General features: G+C 71.6%; 14 protein-coding genes. 7 read left to right on the top strand and 7 right to left on the bottom strand.

The features are described from left to right. Positions 1-43: 43 nt before the first annotated feature. Together N4G70_RS24905 and N4G70_RS24900 are read left to right on the top strand one after the other, a co-directional pair. A complete protein-coding gene (locus tag N4G70_RS24905) occupies positions 44-415 on the top strand; it encodes an effector-associated constant component EACC1 (protein ID WP_261715057.1) in 372 nt (123 codons plus the stop codon). Beyond that, positions 396-1592, top strand: a complete 1197-nt coding sequence (locus N4G70_RS24900) for a caspase domain-containing protein (RefSeq protein ID WP_261714945.1) — start codon at positions 396-398, stop codon at positions 1590-1592. Before N4G70_RS24905 ends, N4G70_RS24900 begins: the two co-directional genes overlap by 20 nt. On the opposite strand, the gene N4G70_RS24895 is transcribed toward N4G70_RS24900, so the two are convergent. Then, positions 1593-2822, bottom strand: a complete 1230-nt coding sequence (locus tag N4G70_RS24895) for a DUF349 domain-containing protein (RefSeq protein ID WP_261714944.1) — start codon at positions 2820-2822, stop codon at positions 1593-1595. 204 nt (positions 2823-3026) lie between these two features. Then, the gene (locus N4G70_RS24890; protein WP_261714943.1) at positions 3027-3776 is read right to left on the bottom strand and encodes a peptidylprolyl isomerase; all 750 of its coding nucleotides are present in this window, start codon (positions 3774-3776) and stop codon (positions 3027-3029) included. Between the two features lie 152 nt (positions 3777-3928). On the opposite strand from N4G70_RS24890, the gene N4G70_RS24885 reads away from it, so the two are divergent. Both N4G70_RS24885 and hisS read left to right on the top strand, forming a co-directional pair. Beyond that, positions 3929-4639: an MBL fold metallo-hydrolase gene (locus N4G70_RS24885; protein ID WP_261714942.1), complete on the top strand. Its 711-nt coding sequence runs from the start codon at positions 3929-3931 to the stop codon at positions 4637-4639. A gap of 14 nt (positions 4640-4653) precedes the next feature. Then, entirely contained in the window at positions 4654-5916 is a 1263-nt protein-coding gene (gene hisS, locus N4G70_RS24880; RefSeq protein WP_261714941.1) for a histidine--tRNA ligase, read from the top strand. A 555-nt stretch (positions 5917-6471) separates the two neighbouring features. Here hisS and N4G70_RS24875 read toward each other — a convergent pair. The 4 genes from N4G70_RS24875 to N4G70_RS24860 are packed head-to-tail and all read right to left on the bottom strand — an operon-like array spanning position 6472 to position 10017. After that, on the bottom strand, positions 6472-7092 hold the full coding sequence (locus N4G70_RS24875; RefSeq protein WP_261714940.1) for a response regulator transcription factor: 621 nt from the start codon (positions 7090-7092) through the stop codon (positions 6472-6474). Beyond that, entirely contained in the window at positions 7089-8348 is a 1260-nt protein-coding gene (locus N4G70_RS24870) for a sensor histidine kinase (RefSeq protein ID WP_261714939.1), read from the bottom strand. The genes N4G70_RS24875 and N4G70_RS24870 overlap by 4 nt, the downstream gene beginning before the upstream one ends. Next, positions 8306-9151 (bottom strand): ABC transporter permease, encoded by an 846-nt coding sequence (locus tag N4G70_RS24865; protein WP_261714938.1) that lies wholly within the window; start codon positions 9149-9151, stop codon positions 8306-8308. Before N4G70_RS24865 ends, N4G70_RS24870 begins: the two co-directional genes overlap by 43 nt. Next, positions 9148-10017: an ABC transporter ATP-binding protein gene (locus N4G70_RS24860; RefSeq protein WP_261714937.1), complete on the bottom strand. Its 870-nt coding sequence runs from the start codon at positions 10015-10017 to the stop codon at positions 9148-9150. Before N4G70_RS24860 ends, N4G70_RS24865 begins: the two co-directional genes overlap by 4 nt. A 148-nt stretch (positions 10018-10165) precedes the next feature. Here N4G70_RS24860 and N4G70_RS24855 point away from each other — a divergent pair, with 148 nt between their 5' ends. Then, entirely contained in the window at positions 10166-10804 is a 639-nt protein-coding gene (locus tag N4G70_RS24855) for a vitamin K epoxide reductase family protein (protein ID WP_261714936.1), read from the top strand. A gap of 90 nt (positions 10805-10894) precedes the next feature. Beyond that, complete coding sequence (locus N4G70_RS24850; RefSeq protein ID WP_261714935.1) at positions 10895-12250, top strand: replication-associated recombination protein A; 1356 nt, start codon at positions 10895-10897, stop codon at positions 12248-12250. Positions 12251-12305: 55 nt separating this feature from the next. Here N4G70_RS24850 and N4G70_RS24845 read toward each other — a convergent pair whose 3' ends face one another. Beyond that, positions 12306-12986 (bottom strand): DUF2470 domain-containing protein, encoded by a 681-nt coding sequence (locus tag N4G70_RS24845; protein ID WP_261714934.1) that lies wholly within the window; start codon positions 12984-12986, stop codon positions 12306-12308. Between the two features lie 225 nt (positions 12987-13211). On the opposite strand from N4G70_RS24845, the gene rpsD reads away from it, so the two are divergent. After that, a complete protein-coding gene (gene rpsD / locus N4G70_RS24840; RefSeq protein ID WP_053723667.1) occupies positions 13212-13826 on the top strand; it encodes a 30S ribosomal protein S4 in 615 nt (204 codons plus the stop codon). Positions 13827-13844: the final 18 nt, after the last annotated feature.

The raw sequence follows: 13844 nt of genomic DNA, 5'->3' as shown, positions 1-13844 counted from the left end.
ACCCCGGCGGCGTACGGGGGAAGGAAAGGAACGTTCGGTGCCGATGATCGAGATCCGGGTGCACGGCGTCGCCGACACCGAGGCCGAACTGCGTTCGCTGCTGCGGTGGCTCAAGGCGGACGACGAGATCGGCCCCCGAGTCCACGGCATGCTCGGCAGTTCGGCGCCGGCGGACCCCGAGCACATGGGCGCCCTGCTCGACGTCATCTCGCTGACGGTGGGCAACGGGCTCGCGGCCGCCCAGTTCGCGCTCTCCATCCACCAGTGGAGGGCCGCCCGCCGGGCGCCGACGGGGGTGGTCCTGCGTCGAGGCGGCGTCGAGATCGAGGTCCACGGGGCGGACCCGGCCGTGCTCCGGGGCGTCACCGCCCTCCTGGCGGAGGAGGAGCGGGCCGGTGACGGCGGAACTGCCTGACCCCTCGGCGTCGGCCGCCGTCCTGATCGGCACGGCCGACTATCTGCACCTGGCGCAGCTCCCCGCGGTGCGCTCGAACCTCGCCGATCTCGCCACCGTCCTCCAGGACGCCACGATCTGGGGGCTGCCCCAGGCGCACACGTTCACGGTCGCCGACCCGGGGACGCCGGCGGAGTTCCTCGACCCGGTGTACGCGGCCGGCGAGCGCGCCCGGGACACCCTGTTCGTGTACTACTGCGGGCACGGCCTGCGCGACTCGGAGTCGGCCGACCTCTACGTCGCCCTCACCGGATCGAGGGAGGGCGCCGGCTACACCGCGGTCGAGTACCGGCACCTGCGCAGCGCCATCCTCGCCTCGCCCGCGCAGCGCAAGATCGTCGTGCTCGACTGCTGCTTCAGCGGCCGGGCCGCCCGCACCCTCGGTGGCCCGGGCGCCCTCGCCGCACAGGCCGGGATGCAGGGCGTGTACGTCCTGACCGCGTCCCCGAAGGACCATGTGGCCCTCGCGCCGGACGGCGAGCGGCACACCGCCTTCACCGGGGAGCTGCTCGACGTGCTGCGCCGGGGCCTGCCCGACGCGCCCGACACCCTCGACCTGGAGACCCTGTACCGGGCCGTGGACGCCCGGCTCGGCTCCAAGAACCGCCCGCGCCCACAGCGCAGCCAGGAGAACGACGTGGGCCGGCTGCCGCTGGTACGCAACCGTGCGAGGGCCTCGGGCGGCACGCCCGCGGGCCCGGTCATCGATGCCGAGGTCGAAGGGGCGATGATCTCCGCCGGGCTCCAACTCTCGCGCCTGCTCCGATCGGTGGGCCGCAGTCGCGACGCGCTGCCGATCCTGCGGATGATCCTGCAGAGCAAGGTGCCCGGCGCGACGGGCGACGCCGTCGTCGTCCACCTGGAACTGGCCGACCTGCTCACCGAGTCGGGCCAGGACACCCAGGCGATCGACATCCTGGAACAGGCCTTCCACATCACGCGCAAGCGGTTCGGCCCCGAGGCCGTCACCGTCTGCCGCCGCCTCGCGGCCCTCCTGCAGTCCGCCGGCAACCACAGCCAGGCCTGCGAGGTGCTGCTGCACGCCCTGGACATGCTGGAGCGCGCCTCCGGCCCGGCGGCCCAGCCGCGAAAGCCCCCGGAACCAGACGGCTCCGGGGGCCTACTGGGCGGTGCGTGATCAGCCGCCGAACTCCTGAAGGCCCTTCAGCGCCTGGTCGAGCAGGGCCTGGCGGCCCTCCAGCTCGCGGCCGAGCTTGTCCGCCCTGGCGTCGTTACCGGCCGCGCGGGCCGCGTCGATCTGCTTGTGCAGCTTGTCGACCGCGTCCTGGAGCTGTCCGGTGAGGCCCGCGGCACGCGCCCGCGCCTCCGGGTTCGTGCGGCGCCACTCGGCCTCCTCGGCCTCCTGGATCGCCCGCTCCACGGTGTGCATCCGGCCCTCGACCTTGGGGCGTGCGTCCCGCGGTACGTGACCGATGGCCTCCCAGCGCTCGTTGATCGCCCGGAACGCGGCGCGGGCCGCCTTCAGGTCGGTCACCGGGAGGATCTTCTCGGCCTCGACGGCCAGTTCCTCCTTGAGCTTCAGGTTCTCGGTCTGCTCGGCGTCGCGCTCGGCGAACACCTCGCTGCGCGCCGCGAAGAAGACGTCCTGGGCGCCGCGGAAGCGGTTCCACAGCTCGTCCTCGGCCTCGCGCTGGGCGCGGCCCGCCGCCTTCCACTCGGCCATGAGGTCGCGGTAGCGCGCCGCCGTCGTGCCCCAGTCCGTGGACCCGGACAGGGCCTCGGCCTCGACGACCAGCTTCTCCTTGACCTTGCGGGCGTCCTCGCGCTGCGCGTCCAGGGAGGCGAAGTGCGCCTTGCGGCGCTTGGAGAACGCCGAGCGGGCGTGCGAGAAGCGGTGCCACAGCTCGTCGTCGGACTTGCGGTCCAGACGCGGCAGGCCCTTCCAGGTGTCCACCAGGGCACGCAGCCGCTCGCCCGCCGAGCGCCACTGCTCGCTCTGCGCCAGCTCCTCGGCCTCGGCGACCAGCGCCTCCTTGGCGTGCTTGGCCTCGTCGGTCTGCTTGGCCTTCTGGACCTTGCGCTCCTCGCGGCGCGACTCGACGGTCGCGACCAGCTTGTCGAGGCGCCCCCGCAACGCGTCGAGGTCACCGACCGCGTGATGCTCGTCCACCTGCGCCCGCAGATGGTCGATCGCGGCCTGCGCGTCCTTCGCCGACAGGTCGGTGGTCCTCACCCGTCGTTCGAGGAGGCCGATCTCGACAACCAGGCCCTCGTACTTGCGCTCGAAGTAGGCCAGGGCCTCCTCGGGAGAGCCCGCCTGCCACGATCCGACGACCGCTTCGCCCTCGGCTGTACGCACATACACGGTGCCCGTCTCGTCGACGCGGCCCCACGGGTCGCTGCTCACAGCGCCTCCTCCACATGATGCCTGCGCGGGGGGTTCGTCCCCCGGGGCATCGTCCACAGTTTCCCGGCGGGCCTCGCCCGCCCTCCACAGCGCGGTTCGAGCCCGCGCTGCACAACGCCAATCTAGGCGACCGGCCGCCCGGCTGTCCGCACTCAGCGCGGCCGAATTCAGCGCCTCACGCTCGGTGCCGGGCGTCCGGCGGCGTCACTCCTTGGTGACGGCGGCCTTCTGGATGGTGACGGCCTTCTTGGGCGCCCCGTCCGTCGAACCGCCCTCGACGCCCTCCTTGGCGACGTCCTGCACCGCCTTGAGGCCGGCCGCGTCCATCGTGCCGAACGGCGTGTAGCTGGGCGGCAGCTTGGTGTCCTTGTAGACGAGGAAGAACTGGCTGCCGCCGGTGTGCGCCTGGCCGGTATTGGCCATCGCGACGGTGCCGGCCCGATAGGTCACCGTGCCGTCCGCGCCCGCCTTGCCGAGCCCGGTCAGGTCCTCGTCCGGGATCGTGTAGCCGGGGCCGCCCGAACCGGTGCCCTTGGGGTCGCCGCACTGGAGCACATAGATGTTCTGCGTGGTGAGCCGGTGGCACTTGGTGTTGTCGAAGTACCCCTTGTCGGCGAGGTACTTGAACGAGTTCACGGTGTGCGGCGTCTTCGCGGCGTCCATCGTGATCTTGATGTCACCGGCGTTGGTCTTGAGGGCCATGTCGTACTTGGCCTTCGCGTCCACCGTCATCTTCGGCTCGGCCGAGGGGTCGGCGCTGTCCGACTTCTTGCCGTCGCCGGAGAAGGCGCCCGTCGCGAACGCCACCCCGCCCGCCGCCACGACCACCGCGAGGGTGGTCGCGATGATCGTGTTGCGGCGCCTGGCCTTGCGCCGGGCCGCCTCCCGGCGCTGCTGCTGCCGCTCGAACTTCTCGCGCGCGAGCTGGCGCCGACGCTGTTCGCTGCTGACCACCGGTCGTCTCCTTGTACGGGCTCGAGGGGTGCTGGTATGTGCCTGCGAGCTGACTGTGACCCGTACCGTATATGGGTTCGCTGTGACCGGAGCGGCGCCGGTAGGCTCTGAACAGCCGTCATCACCCGCTGCGCAAGAAATCGAGGACGATCGTGCTGATTGCCGGGTTCCCCGCCGGGGCCTGGGGGACCAACTGCTACCTGGTCGCCCCCGCCGCAGGCGAGGAATGCGTGATCATCGACCCCGGCCACCAGGCCGCCCAGGGCGTCGAGGAAACGCTGAAGAAGCATCGGCTCAAGCCCGTCGCCGTCGTCCTCACCCACGGCCACATCGACCACTGCGCCTCGGTCGTCCCGGTCTGCGGAGCCCACGACGTACCCGCCTGGATCCACCCCGAGGACCGCTACATGATGAGCGACCCGGAGAAGGCCCTCGGCCGCGCCTTCGGCGCGCAGCTGATGGGCGATCTGACGGTGGGGGAGCCGGACGACGTCAAGGAGCTGACCGACGGCGCCAAGCTGGCGCTGGCCGGGATGGAGCTGACCGTGTCGCACGCGCCCGGCCATACCAGGGGGTCGGTGACGTTCGGGCTGCCCGAGGCGGAGGACATTCCTCCGATCCTGTTCTCGGGCGACCTGCTCTTCGCCGGCTCCGTCGGACGCACCGACCTGCCCGGCGGCAGCCACGCCGAGCTCCTCGAGTCGCTGGGCCGTGTGTGCCTGCCGCTCGACGACTCGACCGTGGTGCTGTCCGGCCACGGCTCCCAGACCACCATCGGCCAGGAGCGCGCCACCAACCCGTATCTGCGGCAGGTGGCCGCGGGCCAGGGAGAGCAGACCGCCTCTCCCCGACGAGGAATGTGACGAGAAGCCTTTCCATGAGTACCTTCCAGGCCCCCAAGGGCACCTACGACCTGATCCCGCCGGATTCGGCCCGCTTCCTCGCCGTGCGCGAGGCCATCGCGGCGCCGCTGAAGCGGTCGGGCTACGGCTACATCGAGACTCCGGGCTTCGAGAACGTCGAGCTCTTCGCGCGCGGGGTCGGCGAGTCCACCGACATCGTCACGAAGGAGATGTACGCCTTCGAGACCAAGGGCGGCGACAGGCTCGCGCTGCGCCCCGAGGGCACCGCCTCCGTGCTGCGCGCGGCCCTGGAGGCCAACCTCCACAAGGCGGGCAACCTCCCCGTCAAGCTCTGGTACTCCGGCTCGTACTACCGCTACGAGCGCCCGCAGAAGGGCCGGTACAGGCACTTCTCGCAGGTGGGTGCCGAGGCGATCGGCGCGGAGGACCCGGCGCTGGACGCCGAGCTGATCGTCCTGGCCAACGACGCGTACCGCTCGCTCGGTCTGCGGAACTTCCGCATCCTGCTGAACTCGCTCGGCGACAAGGAGTGCCGCCCGGTCTACCGTGCCGCGCTCCAGGACTTCCTGCGCGGGCTCGACCTCGACGAGGACACCCTGCGGCGGGCCGAGATCAACCCCTTGCGGGTGCTCGACGACAAGCGGGAGGCGGTCCAGAAGCAGCTCGCCGGGGCCCCGCTCCTGCGCGACTACCTGTGCGACGCCTGCAAGGCGTACCACGAGGAGGTGCGCGACCTGCTCACCGCGCAGGGCGTGGCCTTCGAGGACGACGGGCGGCTCGTGCGCGGCCTGGACTACTACACGCGCACGACGTTCGAGTTCGTCCACGACGGTCTGGGCTCGCAGTCCGCGGTGGGCGGTGGCGGCCGCTACGACGGCCTGTCCGAGATGATCGGCGGCCCCGCGCTGCCGTCGGTGGGCTGGGCGCTGGGCGTCGACCGTACGGTCCTGGCGCTGGAGGCCGAGGGCGTCACTCTCGAACTGCCCTCCACGACCAGCGTGTTCGCGGTTCCGCTCGGCGAGGAGGCGCGGCGCGTGCTCTTCACCAAGGTGATGGAGCTGCGCCGGGCCGGCATCGCGGCGGACTTCGCGTTCGGGGGCAAGGGCCTGAAGGGCGCGATGAAGAACGCGAACCGCTCGGGTGCGCGCTTCACCCTGGTCGCGGGCGAGCGTGACCTCGCGGAGGGTGTGGTCCAGCTCAAGGACATGGAGTCGGGGGAGCAGGGGCCGGTGGCGCTGGACGCGATCGTGGACGCGGTCCGGGAGCGTCTGGCCTGACGGTGGGCCGGGGGTGGCCGTCCCGAGGGTGGGCCACCCCCGCCCCGGGCCATCGCCCGCCCCCGGGTTGCGGGCCCGCCCGCGCGGTGCCTCGGGGACGCTGTTCGTGTGCGGGCCGTGGTCGCTTTTCGCGCAGTTCCTCGCGCCCCTGGAAACCCGTTTTCGGCCTCGGGCCGCAGGTGGCTGGTCGCGCAGTTCCCCGCGCCCCTGAACCCGCGGCCGTGTGCGGGCCGTGGTCGCTTTTCGCGCAGTTCCCCGCGCCCCTCAAGGCCCTTCGGGCTGCGGGTCGTGGTCGCGTTTCGCGCTGTTCCTCGCGCCCCTGGCTACTCGGTGCCGGCCAGTGGGGGACACCTCAGCCCGTCATGGGGGTCCCCCTGGCCCTTAAGGCCTTGGGGGAGTTTGAGGACGAGCGCCGTTCAGGGGCGAACGGGGGTGCGGGGGCGGAGCCCCTGCCGGTGCCGGGCACCTTCAGCCCGTCCGGCGTTTGAGGACGAGCGCCCTTGAGGAGCGATGCGGGGGTGCGGGGGGCGGAGCCCCTGCCTGGGTGGGCCGGGGTTACAGCAGGTCCAGGGACATCGCTCGCGTCACCGCCGCCGTGCGGTCGTCCACCCCCAACTTGCCGAAGATCCGCACCACATGGGTCTTCACCGTCGACTCCGCGACGAACAACCGCCGGCCGATCTCGGCATTCGTGCACCCCTCGGCCACCAGCCGCAGCACCGCCACCTCGCGGTCGGAGAGCCGGGGCCGCTCCGGGCGGGCGCGGAGCTGGTCGACGAGGCGGGCCGCGACCGAGGGCGCGAGGACCGTCTCGCCCCGCGCGGCCGCCCGCACCGCCTGGGCCAGCTCGCCCCGGGCCAGGTCCTTGAGCAGATAGCCGGCCGCCCCCGCCTCGACGGCCCGCAGAATGTCCCGGTCCGTTTCGTACGTCGTCAGGACGATCACCCGGCACGGAAGCCCCGACGCGGTGAGGCGCCCGATCGACTCCACCCCGTCGCCGCCCGGCATCCGCAGGTCCATCAGCACGATGTCCGGCCTCAGTTCGGCGCACAGGGCCTCGGCCTGCGGGCCGTTGGCGGCGTCGGCCACCACCTCCAGGTCGGGCTCGGCCGCGAGCATCCCGCGCAGGCCCTCCCGTACCACCGGATGGTCGTCGGCGAGCAGGATGCGGATCACGAAGGGCTCCTCGGGGGCGGGGCGGGGACGGGCAGGTGGACGCCGACCGTGGTGCCCTCGCCCGGCGCGCTGCGGACCTCGGCGGTGCCGCCCACCTCGGCGGCCCGCGCCCGCAGCCCGGCCAGGCCGTAGCCGGCACGCGGCGCCGAGAGGTCGAAGCCGTCGCCCTCGTCCCGTATGGACACGGTCAACTCGGCCTCACCGTATGCGAGCGAGAGCCGCACCGGCGCCCCGGGGCCCGCGTGCTTGCGGGCGTTGGAGAGCGCCTCCTGGCAGGAGCGCAGCGCGACCACTTCGAGCGGGGCGGGCAACTCCCTTACGGCGCCCGTCACTTCGAGGACGGCGGGCGACTCGTGCCGGGCGGTCAGGCGGCGTACCGCGTCGGGCAGGGAACCGCCGTCCAGGTCGGCGGGGGCGCCCCCGGCGACCAGGGCCCGGGCCTCCGCGAGGTTCTGGCGGGCGGTGGACTCCATGAGGTCGAGATGGCGGCGGGCCAGCGGAACATCGTGGTCCAGTTCCGACTGGACGGCCTGCACCAGCATCAGCACGCTGGTGAAGCCCTGTGCGAGGGTGTCGTGGATCTCCCTCGACATCCGCTCCCGCTCGGTGAGCGCGCCGCGCTCCGCGGAGAGCCGGGCCACCTCCTCCCGGCTGTGCTCCAACTCGCCGATCAGGGAAGCCCGTTCCTTGCTCTGCTCGATGATCCGGATGACCCAGGCCCCGAAGAACCCGGAGAAGGCGAGGGTGGCCACCGCGAAGACCGAGTTGAAGAAGACCACCTGGGACCCGGGCCGCCAGATCAGCGCCCAGCCCGCCACGGGCACCACGTTCACGACCGCCATGGTGACCATCGCCCTGCGCAGCGGCAGCAGCATGAAGCAGGGCGGTGCGAGCGCGAAGGTGATCAGCCGGGTCTCGCCGACCAGGAAGGCGGGCGGCAGGAAGATCACCACCGAGGCCACGACGTAGCGCAGGGACTGCCGCTCGTCGGCCCCGTCGCTGAGCATGGCGGGCCGCCCGGCCCGCAGGTACCACGGGATCAGCAGCGACATCAGCGCCACCGCGGTGATCCGGTACGGCAGCGAGGGGAGGTCGGCGCCGAGCACGAAGACCGCCGTGGCCAGCCACACCACCGCGAAGTAGGCGTCCCACGGCAGGAACGAGCGGTCCCACACATGGGTGTCGCGCGCTCCCGCCGCGGCCGCGAACTCCGTCAGCCGTCGCGACGGCTCTTCCACCTGAAGGTCATCAGACACAGCGCCAATCCTCCGATGCACCAGGCGCCGAGCACCAGCGCGATCCGTCCGAACTCCCAGCTCCCCGCCTGTTCGAGCACCGAGGCGGACTCCGGCAGGAACACCCCGCGAAAGCCCTGACACATCCACTTCAGCGGGAAGAACGCGCTGATGTTCAGCAGCCAGTCGGGCACGGTGCCCACCGGAATGTAGACGCCGGAGATGAACTGGAGGACCAGGAACGGCAGCACGACCACCGAGCTCGCGCTCTTGCCCGACCTGGGCAGACTGCTGATCGCGATCCCGAGCAGGGCGCAGCCGGTGATGCCCAGAACGAAGATCCAGGAGAAGTCGAACCACTTGGCCGCCGTGCTCGGCAGGTCCAGATCGAACAGGGTGGAGCCGAACAGGAGCAGCACGGCCGTCTCGGCGACACCGGTGGCCAGCACGAGCCAGACCTTGCCGAGGAAGTACGCGGCCGGTGGCATCGGTGTGCCGCGCAGCCGGCGCAGCACCTTCTCGTCCCGTTCGATGGCGATGGAGATGCCGAGCGACTGGAAGCTGACCGACATGATCCCCGCTGCGATCATTCCGGCGGCGTAGAGCTGGGAGGCGGTGATCCCGGCGTTCTCGACCCGGCCGCTGAAGATCGAGGCGAACAGGGCGAGGAAGACGACCGGGAAGGCGAAGGTGAAGATCACCTGGTCCCGCTGGCGGACGAACTGCCGGATCTCCAGGGCGCCGCGCCGCAGTCCCAGGGACCAGACGCCGGGCAGTTCGGGTTCGCCGGTGCGGGCGGGGGCGAGGGTGTCGGCGGTGGTCATCGTGCTTCCTCCTGCTGCGGGTCCAGCTGGCCGGTGAGCCGCAGATAGACGTCCTCGAGGGTGGGGCGGCCGATCTTGAGGCCGGGTATCTCGCCGTCGAAGCGGTGCATCAGCTCGGCGACGGTGCGGGTCGGCGTCTCGGTGCGCACGCTGCGCGGGACACCGCCGGAATCGGTCCACTCGACGGTGGCGCCGGTGCCGAGGCTCTGGCGCAGCGCGGCGGGCTCGCCCTCGGCGACGACCCGGCCGCCCGCGATCACCGCGAGCCGGTCGGCCAGTGCCTCCGCCTCCTCCAGGTAGTGCGTGGTCAGCACGATGGTGGTGCCCTCCGCCGCGAGCCGCCGGATCAGCTCCCAGAACTGGCGGCGGGCCGCCGGGTCGAAGCCGGTCGTCGGCTCGTCCAGGAGCAGCAGCTCGGGACCGCCGATCACGCCGAGCGCCACGTCCAGGCGCCGCCGCTGCCCGCCCGAGAGCCCCTTGACCCGGGCCGAGGCCTTGGCTTCGAGGCCGACCAGCGCGATGACCTCCTCGGGGTCGCGCGGCCTCGGGTAGTAGCGGGCGAAGTGGTGCACGGTCTCGCGGACCGTGAGTTCGGCGGGCGCCGACTCGTCCTGCCACACGATGCCCACCCGGGAGCGCCAGGCGCGCCCCGCGGTCGCCGGGTCGGCCCCGAGGACGGTCACCTCGCCGCCGTCCCGGTCGCGGTGCCCCTGGAGGATCTCCACGGTGGTGCTCTTGCCGGCCCCGTTCGGGCCGAGGATGCCGAAGACCTCTCCGTGCCGGATCCCGAGGTCCAGTCCGTCGACCGCGCTGACCTCGCCGTACTGCTTGCGAAGGCCGCGTACATCAACCGCCAGTGCTGTCATGGCAAAGAGCCTCGCGCGGAGCCCGCGGTTCAGGGCCCCCCGTGCGTACCTCCTTATGTCCATCGAACGGTGGACAGTGCTCCCCGTGCGGCAGAATGAGGCGGCGGCAGCACAGGCGATCACCTAGACGGGATGACGGACCGGAGCTATGACCACAACACTTGACGACGTCTCCTCCGACTCCGGCCACCGCGAGGTGAGCGGCAAGGGAGCGATCGGCGGCAGCCGCGCCTTCGCCTGGCTGCTCGTCATCACCGGCGTGGCCGGGCTGGTGGCGGCCTGGGTCATCACGCTCGACAAGTTCAAGCTGCTGGAGAACCCGAACTTCGTGCCGGGGTGCAGCCTCAACCCCGTGGTGTCCTGCGGCAACATCATGAAGAGCGACCAGGCGGCGGCCTTCGGCTTCCCCAACCCGATGCTGGGTCTGGTCGCCTACGGCATGGTGGTCTGCGTCGGCATGAGCATCCTGGCGGGTGCCCGCTTCCGCCGCTGGTACTGGCTGACGTTCAACGCGGGCACGCTGTTCGGCGTCGGCTTCGTGAGCTGGCTCCAGTTCGAGTCGCTGTACCGGATCAACTCGCTGTGCCTGTGGTGCTGCCTGGCGTGGGTCGCCACCATCTTCATGTTCTGGTACGTGACGTCGTTCAACCTCCGCAAGGGGCTGCTGCCCGCGCCGCGCTGGGCCAAGAACCTGCTGTCCGAGTTCACCTGGGTGCTGCCGGTGCTGCACGTCGGGATCATCGGCATGCTGATCCTGACCCGCTGGTGGGACTTCTGGACGAGCTGACCCGCCCCCCCCGCCTCCTTCCCTCCCGGCCCGGCCCGCGTTCGCGCAGGCCGGGCCGCGTTGTCAGTGGTGTGCCATAGGCTCGTTGACGTGGAACCCGACCTGTTTACCGCAGCCGCAGAGGACCGCCAGGAGAAAGACCCGGCGGGCAGCCCTCTGGCCGTACGGATGCGTCCGCGCGTCCTCGACGAGGTGGTCGGCCAGCAGCACCTCCTGAAGCAGGGCTCGCCCCTGCGGCGCCTGGTGGGGGAGGGGGCGGGCGGCCCGGCCGGCCCGTCCTCGGTGATCCTGTGGGGTCCGCCCGGCACGGGAAAGACGACGCTCGCGTATGTGGTGTCCAAGGCCACCAACAAGCGGTTCGTGGAGCTCTCGGCGATCACCGCGGGCGTCAAGGAGGTCCGCGCGGTCATCGACGGCGCCCGCCGCGCCATCGGCGGCTTCGGCAAGGAGACCGTCCTCTTCCTCGACGAGATCCACCGCTTCTCCAAGGCCCAGCAGGACTCGCTGCTCCCCGCCGTCGAGAACCGCTGGGTCACCCTGATCGCGGCGACCACCGAGAACCCGTACTTCTCGGTGATCTCCCCCCTGCTCTCGCGCTCCCTGCTGCTCACCCTCGAACCGCTCACGGACGACGACCTGCGCGCCCTGGTCCGGCGGGCGCTCACCGAGGAGCGGGGCCTCGGGTCCGCCGTCACCCTGCCCTCGGACGCCGAGGCGCATCTGCTGCGCATCGCGGGGGGTGACGCCCGGCGCGCCCTGACCGCCCTGGAGGCGGCGGCCGGTTCGGCGCTCGCCAAGTCGGAGCAGGAGATCACGCTCCAGACCCTGGAGGAGACCGTCGACCGGGCGGCGGTGACGTACGACAAGGGTGGCGACCAGCACTACGACGTGGCGAGCGCGCTGATCAAGTCGATCCGCGGCTCGGACGTGGACGCGGCCCTGCACTATCTGGCCCGCATGATCGAGGCGGGCGAGGATCCCCGCTTCATCGCGCGACGCCTGATCATCTCCGCGAGCGAGGACATCGGCCTGGCCGACCCGACGGCGCTGCCCACCGCGGTCGCGGCCGCGCAGGCCGTCGCCCTCATCGGCTTCCCCGAGGCGGCCCTGACCCTGAGCCACGCCACGATCGCGCTGGCGCTGGCCCCGAAGTCCAACTCGGCGACGACCGCGATCGGCGCCGCGATGGCGGACGTCCGGGCGGGGCTTGCCGGCCCCGTCCCGCCCCATCTGCGCGACGGCCACTACAAGGGCGCGGCCAAGCTGGGCCACGCGCAGGGCTATATCTACCCGCACGACGTGCCGGGCGCGATCGCCTCCCAGCAGTACGCGCCGGACGCGGTGGCGGACAAGCGCTACTACGAGCCGACGCGGTACGGCGCGGAGGCGCGGTACGCGGACGTGGTGGAGAAGGTGCGCGAGCGCCTGGGCAGGGACGGGGACTGACCCCTTTTTCGGTTTCTACAGGGGAGTCTCACGGGGGGAGCGCGGGCGGCCGTGCCTAGCCGCCCGCGGCCTCGAAGAGCTGGTGCATCGCGCGGCGCAGCGCCGTGATGTCGGTCACCGGCTCGGGGAAGTCGAAGCGGGCGTCGAAGGTGTGGCCGTCGCTCCCGCCGAAACGGACCCGCAGCCCGAAGCGGTCGAGTGCCAGCGGAGTGACCCGCTCCACTCCTTCCCGTTCCACGAGCCCGCACAGCAGCCCGAGTTGCTCACCGTGGGCGGAGGCGAGGTGCTGGAGGAGCTCGGTCTCGTACCGCACCAGCGGATCGGGCGCGGCCAGGGCGAAGTCCCGCCGGTCCACCGTGGCCGCGCCCCACAGGTCGTCCACGGAGGCCTCGCCCACCGTGAGGCGCAGCATCACCTGCCCGGGCCCCGCCTGCCCGGGCACCGGGGTCAGCCGCCCGGAGATCCAGGCCCGGCCCCGGATACGGTGAGGAACGGAGACCGGGGCCACATCCGTGAGCTCCAGGACCGCCGGGACCTCGTCGTCCGGTGCGCCCTCGGCGGCCCTGCCCGCCGGGGAACGGGCGGGCAGGACGAGGAACAGATCCCCGTCGGGACCGACGCCCCGTTCGCCGGTCAGGAGCTGCTCCGGGCGGGCGCCCCGGGGGCCCGGTACGAGCAGCACCGCCGAGCAGGTACTCTGTACGAGAGTTCGTGTGCGCTCGGCTGCTGACGGCATCCGCGCGATTTCAAGTCCGCTGGGACGCGGCTGACCACGATCTGATCGGACCTCCGTCACGTGCCCGGCTCCAGCGGAGCCGGGAGAGTCGGCCTCCCGCGAAAGCGGCGTTTGGCCGGCCTTCTTCGTGTTGTCCGTGATGTGACTGGTGTTCCCCGGACGCGACATGCGATCTCCTTGAGTAAGGTGAGCCTAACCTAACCCAACCATGGAGGTTTGGAGAACGTGCCTAACCAGTCGCGTCCCAAGGTCAAGAAGTCTCGTGCGCTCGGCATCGCGCTGACGCCGAAGGCCGTCAAGTACTTCGAGGCCCGCCCCTACCCGCCGGGCGAGCACGGCCGTGGCCGCAAGCAGAACTCGGACTACAAGGTCCGTCTGCTCGAGAAGCAGCGTCTGCGCGCCCAGTACGACATCAGCGAGCGCCAGATGGCGCGTGCCTACGACCGCGCCAAGAAGGCCGAGGGCAAGACGGGCGAGGCGCTGGTCGTCGAGCTCGAGCGTCGCCTCGACGCCCTGGTCCTGCGTTCGGGCATCGCCCGCACCATCTACCAGGCCCGCCAGATGGTCGTGCACGGTCACATCCAGGTCAACGGTGGCAAGGTCGACAAGCCGTCGTTCCGCGTCCGTCCGGACGACGTCGTGACCGTCCGCGAGCGCAGCCGCGAGAAGGTCCCCTTCCAGGTCGCCCGCGAGGGTGGCTACGCCGGCGAGGGCGAGACCCCGCGCTACCTCCAGGTGAACCTGAAGGCCCTGGCCTTCCGCCTGGACCGCGACCCGAACCGCAAGGAAATCCCGGTCATCTGCGACGAGCAGCTCGTCGTCGAGTACTACGCCCGCTGATCCAGGCGTAACTCCGGA

This window comes from Streptomyces sp. ASQP_92 (genome assembly GCF_025399895.1).
In the GTDB taxonomy this organism is placed as follows: domain Bacteria; phylum Actinomycetota; class Actinomycetes; order Streptomycetales; family Streptomycetaceae; genus Streptomyces.
The sequence above is the reverse complement of the archived record's forward strand: the minus strand, read 5'-3'. Positions and strand labels throughout refer to the sequence as shown.